Source organism: Mycobacteroides saopaulense (genome assembly GCF_001456355.1).
Taxonomy (GTDB): domain Bacteria; phylum Actinomycetota; class Actinomycetes; order Mycobacteriales; family Mycobacteriaceae; genus Mycobacterium; species Mycobacterium saopaulense.
This window is the reverse complement of the sequence record NZ_CP010271.1, coordinates 3,639,765-3,651,977: the sequence shown is the minus strand read 5'-3', so window position 1 is coordinate 3,651,977 and position 12,213 is coordinate 3,639,765. Positions and strand designations below refer to the sequence as shown.

Below are 12,213 nucleotides of genomic sequence, written 5' to 3'. Positions count from 1 at the left end.
CACGGTCCGCAGAACCTCCGGTCGAATAACGGCCGGAACACGGAAGGAAAGTAAGGAAACACCCAATGGCCCCGAAGAAAAAGGTCGTCGGGCTGATCAAGCTGCAGATCAAGGCCGGCGAAGCCAACCCCGCGCCTCCGGTCGGTCCCGCGCTCGGTCAGCACGGCGTCAACATCATGGAGTTCTGCAAGGCGTACAACGCCGCGACGGAGTCGCAGCGCGGCAACGTCATCCCCGTGGAGATCAGCGTCTACGAGGACCGCAGCTTCACCTTCGCACTCAAGACCCCTCCCGCCGCCAAGCTGCTGTTGAAGGCCGCCGGTGTGCCCAAGGGTTCCGGTGAGCCGCACAAGACCAAGGTCGCCAAGGTGACCTGGGATCAGGTGCGCGAGATCGCCGAGACGAAGAAGGAAGACCTCAACGCCAACGACATCGACGCCGCCGCCAAGATCATCGCCGGCACCGCGCGCTCGATGGGCATCACCGTCGAATAACACGGTGTAGCCGTCCGCGCTGGCATCGAGTAGCCCGCTTAACCCAGTGGTAAGGCCCGCTTCGGCCTGTACGACCACGACCCAACAATTGATTGGATACCAATGAGCAAGAACAGCAAGGCATATCGCGAAGCCGCCGAAAAGGTGGACCGCGAGAAGCTGTATTCCCCTCTCGAGGCCACCAAGCTGGCCAAGGAGACCTCGTCCAAGAAGTACGACGCAACTGTCGAGGTCGCCATGCGCCTCGGCGTCGACCCCCGCAAGGCTGACCAGATGGTCCGCGGCACCGTGAACCTTCCGCACGGTACCGGTAAGACCGCCCGCGTCATCGTCTTCGCGGTGGGCGACAAGGCCGAAGCGGCTGCCGCCGCCGGTGCCGATGTCGTTGGTAGCGACGACCTGATCGAGAAGATCCAGGGCGGCTGGCTGGAGTTCGATGCAGCCATCGCCACCCCGGATCAGATGGCCAAGGTCGGTCGTATCGCACGTGTCCTGGGCCCGCGCGGTCTGATGCCGAACCCCAAGACCGGCACCGTGACCCCGGACGTGGCCAAGGCCGTCACCGACATCAAGGGCGGCAAGATCAACTTCCGCGTGGACAAGCACTCCAACCTTCACCTGATCATCGGCAAGGCCTCGTTCGATGCCGAGAAGCTGACGGAGAACTATGGGGCGGTCCTGGACGAGATCCTGCGTGCCAAGCCGTCGTCGGCCAAGGGGCGCTACCTGAAGAAGGTCGTCGTCAGCACCACCACCGGCCCGGGCATCCAGGTCGACCCGGGCGTGACCCGGAACTTCCTCGAGGCCTAAGCGCCCCGCGCGAACGTTTGACCGCAGAGGCCCCCATGTCCCGGCTACGGGACATGGGGGCCTCTGCCGTTGTCCTTGCTGTTACTAGGGACCAAAGACCATAGCCGGCATGGATCTGCCGGTCTTACCGTGGAATCAGCAGAGGTAGGACGGAGGAAAGCCATGTCGGTGTGTTCTGTCAGTGCCACACTGGGGGCGGCAGGTGGAAGGGAGACGGACATGATCACGGTGTTCCTCGTCGACGACCACGAGGTGGTACGCCGCGGTCTGGCCGATCTGCTCGAAGAAGAAGAAGACTTTTCGGTGATCGGGCAGGCGTCTTCGGTTGCCGAGGCGATGGCGCGTATCCCCGCACTGCAGCCCGATATCGCGGTGTTGGACATTCGGCTGCCCGACGGCAACGGCATCGAGCTGTGCCGCGAACTTCGGTCTAGATTGCCGAATCTGAACTGTCTCATGCTGACCTCGTTCACCGACGAACATGCCATGCTGGACGCGATCATGGCGGGCGCCGGCGGTTACGTCATCAAGGACATCAAGGGGATGGAACTGATCTCCGCGGTCCGCACCGTCGGTGCGGGACGCTCACTGCTGGACAATCGGGCCGCCGCGGCGTTGATGAACAAGCTGCGCGCCGCGGCCGACAATCCGTCGCCGCTGGCCGGCCTCACTGCCCAGGAGCGTACGTTGTTGGAGCTGATCGGGGAAGGACTGACCAACCGTCAGATCGCGGAGCGAATGTTCTTGGCGGAGAAGACGGTCAAGAACTACGTCTCTCGTCTGCTCACCAAACTGGATCTCGAACGCCGCACTCAGGTCGCCGTGCTGGCCACCAAGCTTGCGCGCGAGAATCAGGGGTCGCACGGCTGACGGGTTGGTATTCACCCCGGGGCAAGGTGTGCGAGAGTTGAATTGTGGTCGACGACGTTGGTGCGCAACCCAATCGGGTGACGGCCGAGCTTGCCCATTTGCAGTTGCGTGAACTGCTCGCGGAGGTGCAGGGCCGGATAGAGCAGATTGTCGATGGCACCCGTGGCCGCATGGACGCCCTGCTGGATGCCGTGATGGCCGTCAGCTCGGGGCTCGAGTTGGACGCGACCCTACGGGAAATCGTCTGTGCGGCATCAGAGCTCGTCAGTGCCCGGTACGGGGCGCTGGGCGTGGTGGGATCGGACGAGAAGCTGGCCGAGTTCGTCTACGAGGGAATCGACGAGGCCACCCGCGAACTGATCGGCCCACTGCCGACGGGGCACGGTGTGCTCGGTGTGGTGATCGACGAGGCCAAACCGCTGCGGTTGCGGGATATCGCGGCGCACCCGGCCTCGGTGGGATTCCCGGCGAATCACCCGCCCATGCGGACCTTCCTGGGCGTGCCCGTGCAGGTGCGCGGCGAGGTGTTCGGGCGGCTTTACCTCACCGAGAAGCTCGACGGGCAGGAATTCACCGAGGACGACGAGGTGGTGGTGCGCGCCCTCGCGGGCGCGGCCGGGATCGCGATCGAGAATGCTCGTCTCTACCAGCACGCGCGCCGCCGCGAGCAATGGCAGCGCGCCACGGCCGATATCACCGCCGAACTGCTGGGCGGCGTGGACCCGGGTAAGGCACTGCACCTGGTGGCCTCCAGCGCGGCGCTTCTTGCCGAGGCGGATTTCGCGTTCATCGCGTTGCCCGTCGGCGACGAGGAAGGTATCGCCGAACTGGTGGTGGCGGTGTGTGAAGGCCAGGGTGCGGAAGTACTGGGGGACAAGCTCATTCCCGTTGACGGCTCGACCTCGGGGAGCACTTTCGTCGATCACGAGCCCAGGAATGTGGGCCGACTGGCCGTGAATCTGGCCGAGGGAACCGATTTGGCATTCGGGCCCGCCCTGGTACTTCCGCTGGGGGGTGGGGAGTCGACCGCGGGTGTGCTCATCCTGTTACGGACGGCGGGAGCGGTGGCCTTCGACGAGGAGCAGCTCGATATGGCGGCCTCGTTCGCAGGACAGGCCGCGCTGGCGCTGGAACAGGCCGAGGTTCGTTTGGCCAAACACGAACTGGATGTGCTGGCAGATCGTGATCGCATAGCCCGCGATCTGCACGACCACGTCATTCAACGGTTGTTCGCCGTCGGCCTGGCGATGCAGAGCACCCATCGCCGCTCGGTCGACCCGACGGTGGCAGCACGACTCGCCGACCATATCGACCAGCTGCATGAGGTGATTCAAGAGATTCGGACCGCGATCTTCGATCTGCACACCAATGACGAATCTTTGCGCGCCACACTACGTTCCACTATCAATGAGCTCACCGCCGATACGGGCCTGCGGGTGTCGGTCCGCATGAGCGGGCCCCTGGACGTGGTGCCCGCGAGTACCTCAGGCGACGCCGAGGCGGTGGTGCGCGAGGCCGTGAGCAATGCGGTGCGGCACGCGCGTGCCAGGGAGTTGTCGGTGACGGTCTCGGTCGACGACGAATTGGTCATCGAGGTGGTCGACGACGGGATCGGGATACCGGAAGTAGTGGCGCGCAGCGGGTTGAGCGGGCTCGCGAATCGGGCCGCGGAGTCGGGCGGCACGTTCAGCGTCTCGGCGATGGACACCGGCGGCACGCGATTGGTGTGGTCGGCTCCGCTGCCGTAGACACCGCTATCCGGCGTCTGATCGCTGCGGGTTACCGGATTCGCGTAGTAGTGCGACAGCTGACTCGATGACGGCGTGTATCTCCTCGTCCTGTTCGGCGAGGTTCGCCTGCCAGACCAGACAGGTGACCAGGGTCAGCTCCAGATCATGGATCGGTACACAGACATCCTCGGCCAGGTTGTACATCCGGGCGCCGCTGACCGGGGCGAGCGGCGCGATGGCGAACCCGCCGCCGACGCCGATGACATCGGCAGCACCCACGTAGTCGCCGGGCTCAACAGCTTCCCGACGAGGCACACCCGCGGACTCCAGCGCACTGTCCACCTGCTGTCGATACTCGGTATCGGTGTCTCGCCGGGCGGTCACGTAGTTCAGGTCGGCGAGTTCGGACACCGATACCGACGACCTGGATCCGTACTTCGCCTTGGAAAGCACTGCGCCCAAGTCTTCTTCGTGCACGACCGTGCTGATCAATCCCGCCGAATCGAACGGTGGCCGGGCCAGTCCGAACGCGATGTCTCCCCGCTGTAGCGCCGAGACGATCTCCGTGCTGCCTCGCGGCCACTTTTTCAGCATGAGTTTGTCTGCGTGCACCTTCTCCAGATCCGCCAGCGCCGCGCGCAGGTCCGGGTGTAGCCAGGGTGGCACACCATAGTCAACGGACCGTGCGGATGCGGTCGGCTCGGGCGACACGATCGACGGCAACTCGTCGAATTGTGCGAGCACCCGTCGCGCTGCGGGCAGCAGGCGCGCGCCTTCCGGGGTCAGTGTCACCCGACGTGTGTCGCGCAGAAACAGTTTCACACCCAGCAGTCGCTCCATGTCCCGGATCCGCCGGCTGAGCGGCGGGGCGGAGACATGGAGATCCCGCGCGGCTTGGGTGAAATTCAACTTTGTTGCCACGGCGACAAAACACCGAAGGTCGTATACATCAAGGCTTTGGAGACCCACCGCGCGATCATAACGCGCACTAGCGATGCGATTATCTGCTCGCCGCGTCACTGTTTCTTTGTGAGTAATACACCGTGTCTGAATTGGTAATACTCTCGCGGAGAGTTCGGGTAATGCTCATGCTAACTTGCTGTTGGTGGCATCGGTGGGTTGGCAAAGGCGACTCAATGAGCGAAATACCTGCTTATGGTGGATTTTCGCGAGTTTGCTCACAGCTTTATTTCTGCCGCTCAGCGGTGCCGTCGCCGCGTTCGTATTTCGGCGAATTGCGGACTGTGACTGACTTTGCCGTTCGTGTTTTCGGGGTTGGGAGTTTGTTCCTGGTCGCGGTGACAATGCGGCGTGACTATTCACGTATTCGAATGATCCGTGATTCCCTCGACGGCAAGGAGGCTCACCGTGAGCACCGACCGGTTCTTTTCGCACATCGTCGAGCGAGCGCAGGCCGCCGAACTCAGGGCCGAGAATGCGTGGGGCAAGACGAGGGATGAATTGCAGTGCGACGTGGATCGGGCCGCGGCGCATCGTGAGGAACTCGAGACCAGCGCGGACAAGGCTGCAGCCAAGGCCAGTTCGTCGTGGACCGAACTGGGCGCCAGCTGGAAATCGCAGGTAACCAAGATCAAGCTGACGCTGGGCCAGAAGGAACGCAAGATCGACGCGAGACTTGCCGCACGGGACGCCGATATCGCCGAATCCGATGCGGCCTATGCGGTGGACATCGCGCTCTCGGCAATCGAAGAGGCGGAAGATACTGTGCTCTATGCGATCTACGCCCGCAAGTACGCCGAAGAAATAGAGTGAGAGAGCATCGTCATGAATGAGACTGGTTTCGGCCTCGATGTGAACGCCGTTGGCGGGCCCGCTTTTTCCACGTTTTCTTCCACTGTGGATCAGATGGTGATCTGGTATCGCGTGTGGTACCCGCCGTGCGGGATCGAAACGCGGGCCGCGGTGCAGGTCACCCATGGCATTGCCGAGTACAGCGCCCGATACGACCGGTTGGGCCGATTCCTGGCGGCGCGCGGTTGCGTCGTCTACGCCCTGGACCTGCGCGGACACGGGCAAACGGCCGGCCCCGGCGGTCTAGGACAGCTCGGGGTCACGGCCTGGGACGATATGGCTGCGGACATCAAGCAGCTCGCCGATATCGCACAGGCTGAGAACCCGGGCCTGCCGTTGATCGCCTTTGGGCACAGCATGGGTTCGGCATTGATGCAGTCGCATATCGAGAACCACGGAGACCTGCTGGCGGGGGCCGTTCTCTGCGGCACGCTCGGCGCTGTCCCTGGCCTGGCCGAGGAGTCGTACCAGCAGGTCATCGGACAGCTGGAAACTTTGGCCACCGGACCGGACGCGATGGCGCCCAGTCAATTCTTCGGTTCGACTTTGGCGGAGTTCAACGCCCCCTTTGTGGCTGCGGGTGCCATGCCCACCGGGTCGGAATGGCAGACCTGCGATCCCGAAGAGATTCGCATATTCCAGTCGGACCCCTTGTGTGGCAAGCCCTTTTCGAACGCGATGACCTACTCGGTGATCAAGGGATTTCACTCCTTGTGGGAGCCCGGGAGTGAATCGCGTATCCCGGTCGATCTCCCGATCCTCATCGTGTCCGGGGCCGACGATCCGGTGGGTGGCCGCACGAAGACCATCCAGAGCCTTATTTCTCGGTACATGGCAGAAGGTCACCGCTGTCTCGAATACCGCTTTTACGCGGGTGGCCGCCACGAGATTCTCAATGAACCGGAAAAGGACCGTGTCCACCGCGATATCGGTCACTGGCTGGACGGAGTGCTCGGATCCTCCTAGGGCGCGTCTAGCCCGGGCTGTCGAGACACTCGGCGATGCGTCGCTGAAGGAAGGCCCGCCCTGGATCGGAACCATTGGCTTCCAAGGCTGTTCGATACCAATCGACCGCCTCGGCATGTCGGCCGGCGCGTCGGAGTAGATCGGCGCGGACGGTGGCTGCCAGATTCGATCGCGTCAGCCGCGGATCGTGGGCGACCTTCTCCAGGGCCGCCAACCCCGCCTCGGGAGTATCGCGCAGGCCGATGGCCAACGCCCGATTCACCAACACCACAGGCGAACCCGTCATGCCGGCCAGCTGGTCGTAGGCCAGGCAGATGGCATGCCAATCGGTTTCCTCCCAGGACGGTGCGGTGGCATGAAGGGCGGCGATAACCGCTTGGGGGAGATAGGGACCCGTCGCACCCGCCGCCTGGCGCAGCTGGCCGAGTCCGCGATCGATGCGATCGCGATTCCACCGGGTGCGGTCTTGCTCCTCCAGAGGTATGAGTGCACCGTCGCCGTTCATGCGTTCCAGGCGCCTCGAATCATGAAGCAACACAAGTGCGGCCAGCGCGTTGGCCTCCCGCTCCTGCGGCATGAGCTTGCATAGCTCGCCGGCCAGGCGCACACCCTCGTCGCAGAGTTCGTCCCGAATGGCCGAAGGCCCGCTCGTCGACCAGTAGCCCTCGGTGAACACCGAATAGATGCAACTGAGCACATGAGGCGTGCGCTCGGGCAACAGTTCGGCGGGCGGGACTCGCAGTGGGATGTTGGCTGTACGAATCTTGTTCTTGGCACGCGTGATTCGCTGACCTATCGCTGCCTCGCTGTGCAACAGCGCCCGGGCGATCTCGGCGACCGTCAGGCCCGACACCAGCCGCAGCGTGAGCGCCAGCTGCGCCATCCTCTCCAGCGCGGGGTGGGCACAGGTAAACATCATCCGCAGTTCGTCGTCGCGCACAGGATGGGGATCGGAGACGTCGGTGCGGGCGGTGATGTCGTCGACCACGGCGGCCAACTCCTTTCCCGGACGCAGAGTCTCGCGTCGTAGCCGATCACGGGCCCGATTTCGCGCGGCCGTCAACAACCAGCCGCCCGGATTCTCGGGTACGCCGTCACGCGGCCAGGTTCGCAGAGCGTCGGTACATGCCTCCTGGACGGCGTCCTCGGCGACGGTGAGGTCACCTGACCACCGCGCGATGGCAGCGACGGTCGGCCCCCACTCCCGCCGGAAGACGCCGTCCAGATCGGTCATTCGGCCCTATAGACCCGAGACGCCGGTGAGCTGGCGCAGGTGCACGGCGGACGCGGGTATCTGCGCGGCGAGCTCGATGGCCGTGTCACGGTCCTCGGTGGCGAGCACGTAGAAGCCGTTGGCGATCTCGGACCCCTCGATGTAGGGACCGTCGGTGAGCAGAACCTCTCCGTCACGGACTCGCACGGTGGTGGCCGTCGACGGAGGATGCAGCGGTCCGGCGATCTTGATGTGCCCGCTGGCCTTCTCGCCGAATACCCCATGCTGCGCCGCGACGGCTTCCCATTCGGCGCTGCCCGGCACGTACGCGCGTTCCCGTGGCTCCAGTAACAGTGCGAGCCAACCCGTGGGCCCCTGGCCCCCGAACTCTTGTGAACAGTCAACCAGCGGCCACACTTCGACTGCTCCGCGCTTGGCCTCCGGGATGTCCCGGGCCAGCGCGATGGCGTCATCGAGGTTGTCCGCCTCCAACACGTAGTAGCCGTTCGCGACCTCGGCGCCCTCGGCGAACGGGCCGTCGGTGATGACGGGAGCATCGGGTCCGCCGGTGATCCGCACGCTATCGGCTTCGGGATACAGCGCATCTCCGGTACGGATGGCAGATGCTGCCTTGGCGTGAAAGTTCAGGTAGTCCGTCAGTTCCAGGGCGGCCTCGTCGGGTGTGCGTTCCTGCTGGGGGCCGATGAGCAGCGCTAGGTAGTACATGGTGGAGCCCTCCGTCTGTGTCGTGAGCGGAACTCTGCGATCCACTCTCTACCTGTCTGACGAACCGTGCACCACTGATCCGACATCAGCCGAGGATTTACGTGAAGACCTGCTGGGGAGGTGGCGGCGTCTGCAGGAGCGCGGGAAGCACAAAAGTCCGGACATACCGGCGTACCTGATCGGGATCATCACAGCCCGGTATGGAACCCGAGAGCAGGCTCATGACCACCGAGAGCACATAGCGGGAGGCGTCGTGAGCGCTGAGTCCGTCCCGAAGCGGCGCGAGCCCGCTGTTGAACATGGACTCGTACAGCGATGTGAGCATGTGGTTGAGCCCGGGTGAGCCGAATATCAGGCTCGCCGCGGTGGTGTGGCTACCGTCCGGATCTACGAGTGCGCGGAGCAACGGATCTTGCGTGGTCTCCGTTGCGACGATGACCATGGACTCCACGACCATGTCAGACCAGTCGCCCAGCGCCACCAGCCGTGGGGCAGTCTCAGCGATGTTCGTTGTTGCCCTGCGCACGACGAGGGCATCCAGTACCTCGTCTCGGTTGTCGAAATAGCGGTAGACGACACCGCGGCTGTAGCCCGCCTCGCGGGCGACGGCTCCCATGCTGAGCGCGGTGACGCCCACCCGGGCCAGTACGCGTTCGGTCGCGTCGAGCAGGTTCGAGCGCACTTCCGCGGACGTCTTACCGTCTTTGATGGGCCGTCCGCGGCCACGTCCCGCCTCGGCGGCGTTGGTGTGGTCCTTCAACGTGTGTCCCGATCCTCGAAATTACTAGACAAATATATCGCGTTGTTCTATAAATAGTGCGAGCTTGTCGTCTGTGACTCTTCCGGGCGGTCTCACGGGGCTGTGGTGGGATGCGCGGTTTGAGGGGTCCGCGCTGACAACTATGGTGCGCCTGGCGTTCTCGGCGCGCCATCCAGGCTGGCGTACAAAGGAACTCATGGCGCGGCGGCGGACACCGCCGGGCCTCACGAGAGCATGGGCACCACGGCTCTGGGAGTGGTCAGTGCCCGAGATGCGGAAACGACGCGCCTGGCGCGCTTCCGCATTCGGCCTTCCTTTTCGCCGAGGAGACCGGCTAGGCGAAGACGGACAGCGCGCCGGGAACCACGTCGATGTCGATCGGCAACGGGGCAACCGGGTCGCCGTCGGCGTAGGCGGTGATATCGGCGGCGGACAGCCGGACCCGCCGTGACCGGAAGGTGCTCACCTCGGGCAAGTCGACATGGGTGCCCTTGTAGACGGTGGGGGACAGCCGCAGCAGACGCAGCCGCCCGCCGGCCGCCACCACCGTCACATCCAACAGGCCGTCGTCCAGAATCGCGTTGGGGCAGATGCGCATTCCGCCGCCGTACGAGGTTCCGTTGCCGACAGCGACCAGGGTCACGTCGGTCTCTACCACCTGGTCGTCCAATTCGATGCGGAACGGCAGAGGCTTGAGCTTCGCGGCCTCCAACGCCATGGCGATGTCATAGCGGCGGCGACCTCGCGGCCAGCTCATGCGATTTGCCCGATCGTTGACCAGGGAGTCGAAACCGGAGGCCACGACCGTGGCGAACCAGGTGGTGTTTCCGTCGTACCGGACACGTCCGGCGTCGATCACCCGGATGTTGCCGGTGGCGATCACGTCGGCGGCGGCCACCGGATCACCCAGCGGAATGTCCAGCATGCGGGCGCAGTCGTTTCCGGTGCCGATTGGGATCACGCCGAGCGCCACCGGGGTGGACGCCACCGCCTGTAGGGCGATGCTCACCAGGCCGTCGCCGCCCGCGGCGACGATGCCGCGGGCACCCGTGCGGGCGGCTTCCTGCGCGAGTGCGTGCGATTCCGACGCCGATGATGCTGCATGATGAGTCACCGTCAGTCCGCGTCCCCGCAGATGCGCGATGGCCGCTTCGGCTGCCTGTGCCGCGGCGTGGCCGGCGGCCGGATTCGTCAGAACGGTCAGGTGCGTCACCGCGTCACCCCTGCGCGGGAATCAGCTTGCCGGGGTTCAAGATCCCCCGCGGATCGACGGTCTTCTTCACGGCGTGCAAGATCTCGATGCCGAGCTCGCCAACCTCATCGGCAAGCCACGGTTGATGATCGCGGCCCACCGCGTGGTGGTGCGTGATGGTGCCACCGGCGGCGACGATCGCGTCTCCTGCCGCCTTCTTCGCCCTGCCCCACTGGGTGAACGCGTCCTCTGCGGCCGCGCACACCACGGTGAAGTAGAGGGATGCGCCCGTGCGGTAGGTGTGCGAGATGTGGCACAGCACCAGCGGTGGGGTGCCTTGGGCGCCAAGCGCTTCGGCCAGCGCCGTGGTGACGGCTGCGCGCAGGTTGGCGAGGTTCTGCCACGAGGTCGCGGTTTCCAAGGTCTCTACCACGGCACCGGCGTCTATCAGTGCATCACGCAGATACGGTGCGTCGAAACGGCCGTGATCCCAGGCCTTGGCAGGCTCGTCGCCGAGCGCGGTGCCACCGGCGGCGGCGAGGACAGCGGCCACTTCGGCCGACTTGGCCGTGACGTGTCCGTGGGTGCCCTCGACGGTCGTGATCGCCAGCACCCCGGCGGCGGGGTTCTTCCCGCCAATATCCTTGGCCAGAGCCAGGTTCAATCCGCTCTCTGCCTCATCGGACAGCCGCAGCACCGTGGGCGCCGCGTCGGACTGGACGAGGGTACGCAGCGCCTGCGCTCCGGCGTCGAAGGACGGGAAGGACCAACCCTGGTACCAGGTCTCCTCGGGGAGTCGGTGTACGCGCACCGTGACCTCGGTGATGATGCCCAGCGCACCCTCGGACCCGAGGAAGAGCTGACGCAGATCCGGGCCGGCGGCAGAGGCGGGTGCCCTGCCCAGGTTGAGATCGCCACGCGGAGTGGCGATGCGGATTGCGTCCACCATGGCGTCGAAGCGCCCGTAACCGCTGGAGGCCTGCCCGGAGGAACGGGTCGCGGCGAATCCGCCGATGCTCGCGAAGCGGAAGCTCTGCGGGAAATGCCCTAACGAAAAACCCTTGGCGCCAAGGAGTTCCTCGGCTTCGGGGCCGGTCGTTCCCGGCAGCAGCACCGCGGTCCCCGACACCTCGTCGAGAGAGACCAGGCCCGACATCCGGCGCAGGTCGACGGCGATAACGGCGGTGAATTCGCCGCGTTCGGGGTCAAGCCCACCCACCACGCTGGTGCCGCCGCCGAACGGCACGACGGCGATGGACCGCTCGGCGCACAGCGTCAGGAGCGCGGACACCTCGTCGTGTGAGGCCGGGTAGACGATGGCGTCGGGTGCGTCCTGGACGCCGGTGGAGCGGCGGCGCAACAGATCCGGGGTGCTCTTGCCGCCCGAATGCCGCAGCCGGACGCCGTGCTCGGTGCTCACATGTTCCGCGCCGAGTAGGTCGCCCAGGGCCGCCAGCTGTTCGTCGGCGAGCGAGCTGGGGGACAGGGTGACATCCGATTCGTCTCGGCTGACGGGTTCCCGCTCGGGAATGCCCAGCGCCGACGCCAAAAGCGCCTTCACCTGAGGTGAGAGAGTCTGTCGATTTTCGGCCACGCCCCAGGCGTCCCACTCCATCATGCGTTACAGTATTACATACGAT

At 65.0% G+C, this 12,213-nt stretch carries 12 protein-coding genes; 6 read left to right on the top strand and 6 right to left on the bottom strand.

The features are described 5' to 3' along the window. Positions 1 to 65 precede the first annotated feature (65 nt). The 4 genes from rplK (at position 66) to MYCSP_RS18260 (ending at position 3,922) form a co-directional block, all read left to right on the top strand. Positions 66 to 494, top strand: a complete 429-nt coding sequence (gene rplK, locus MYCSP_RS18275; protein ID WP_070909331.1) for a 50S ribosomal protein L11 — start codon at positions 66 to 68, stop codon at positions 492 to 494. A gap of 102 nt (positions 495 to 596) precedes the next feature. Then, positions 597 to 1,304: a 50S ribosomal protein L1 gene (gene rplA, locus MYCSP_RS18270; RefSeq protein WP_070909332.1), complete on the top strand. Its 708-nt coding sequence runs from the start codon at positions 597 to 599 to the stop codon at positions 1,302 to 1,304. A gap of 219 nt (positions 1,305 to 1,523) precedes the next feature. Beyond that, positions 1,524 to 2,174, top strand: coding sequence for a response regulator transcription factor (locus tag MYCSP_RS18265; protein ID WP_070910011.1), 651 nt, complete (start codon positions 1,524 to 1,526; stop codon positions 2,172 to 2,174). Positions 2,175 to 2,218: 44 nt separating this feature from the next. Further along, on the top strand, positions 2,219 to 3,922 hold the full coding sequence (locus tag MYCSP_RS18260; protein ID WP_070909333.1) for a sensor histidine kinase: 1,704 nt from the start codon (positions 2,219 to 2,221) through the stop codon (positions 3,920 to 3,922). Positions 3,923 to 3,928: 6 nt separating this feature from the next. Here the strand turns inward: MYCSP_RS18260 and MYCSP_RS18255 are convergent, their stop codons facing one another. Beyond that, the gene (locus MYCSP_RS18255; RefSeq protein WP_268873095.1) at positions 3,929 to 4,873 is read right to left on the bottom strand and encodes a LysR family transcriptional regulator; all 945 of its coding nucleotides are present in this window, start codon (positions 4,871 to 4,873) and stop codon (positions 3,929 to 3,931) included. Between the two features lie 399 nt (positions 4,874 to 5,272). Here MYCSP_RS18255 and MYCSP_RS18250 point away from each other — a divergent pair, with 399 nt between their 5' ends. Both MYCSP_RS18250 and MYCSP_RS18245 read left to right on the top strand, forming a co-directional pair. Next, a complete protein-coding gene (locus MYCSP_RS18250; RefSeq protein WP_070909335.1) occupies positions 5,273 to 5,677 on the top strand; it encodes a hypothetical protein in 405 nt (134 codons plus the stop codon). Positions 5,678 to 5,689: 12 nt separating this feature from the next. Next, positions 5,690 to 6,682 (top strand): alpha/beta fold hydrolase, encoded by a 993-nt coding sequence (locus tag MYCSP_RS18245; protein ID WP_083013467.1) that lies wholly within the window; start codon positions 5,690 to 5,692, stop codon positions 6,680 to 6,682. 7 nt (positions 6,683 to 6,689) lie between these two features. On the opposite strand, the gene MYCSP_RS18240 is transcribed toward MYCSP_RS18245, so the two are convergent. From MYCSP_RS18240 to MYCSP_RS18220, 5 genes are all read right to left on the bottom strand, one after another. After that, positions 6,690 to 7,916 (bottom strand): RNA polymerase sigma factor, encoded by a 1,227-nt coding sequence (locus tag MYCSP_RS18240; protein ID WP_070909337.1) that lies wholly within the window; start codon positions 7,914 to 7,916, stop codon positions 6,690 to 6,692. A gap of 6 nt (positions 7,917 to 7,922) precedes the next feature. Next, positions 7,923 to 8,621: a YciI family protein gene (locus MYCSP_RS18235; protein WP_070910012.1), complete on the bottom strand. Its 699-nt coding sequence runs from the start codon at positions 8,619 to 8,621 to the stop codon at positions 7,923 to 7,925. Positions 8,622 to 8,718: 97 nt separating this feature from the next. Next, positions 8,719 to 9,381: a TetR/AcrR family transcriptional regulator gene (locus MYCSP_RS18230; RefSeq protein ID WP_070909338.1), complete on the bottom strand. Its 663-nt coding sequence runs from the start codon at positions 9,379 to 9,381 to the stop codon at positions 8,719 to 8,721. Between the two features lie 334 nt (positions 9,382 to 9,715). Continuing rightward, complete coding sequence (locus tag MYCSP_RS18225) at positions 9,716 to 10,594, bottom strand: diacylglycerol kinase (protein ID WP_083013469.1); 879 nt, start codon at positions 10,592 to 10,594, stop codon at positions 9,716 to 9,718. A 4-nt stretch (positions 10,595 to 10,598) separates the two neighbouring features. Then, positions 10,599 to 12,191 carry an FAD-binding oxidoreductase gene (locus MYCSP_RS18220; protein ID WP_070909340.1) on the bottom strand — a complete coding sequence of 531 codons (1,593 nt, stop codon included), beginning with the start codon at positions 12,189 to 12,191 and terminating at the stop codon, positions 10,599 to 10,601. Positions 12,192 to 12,213: the final 22 nt, after the last annotated feature.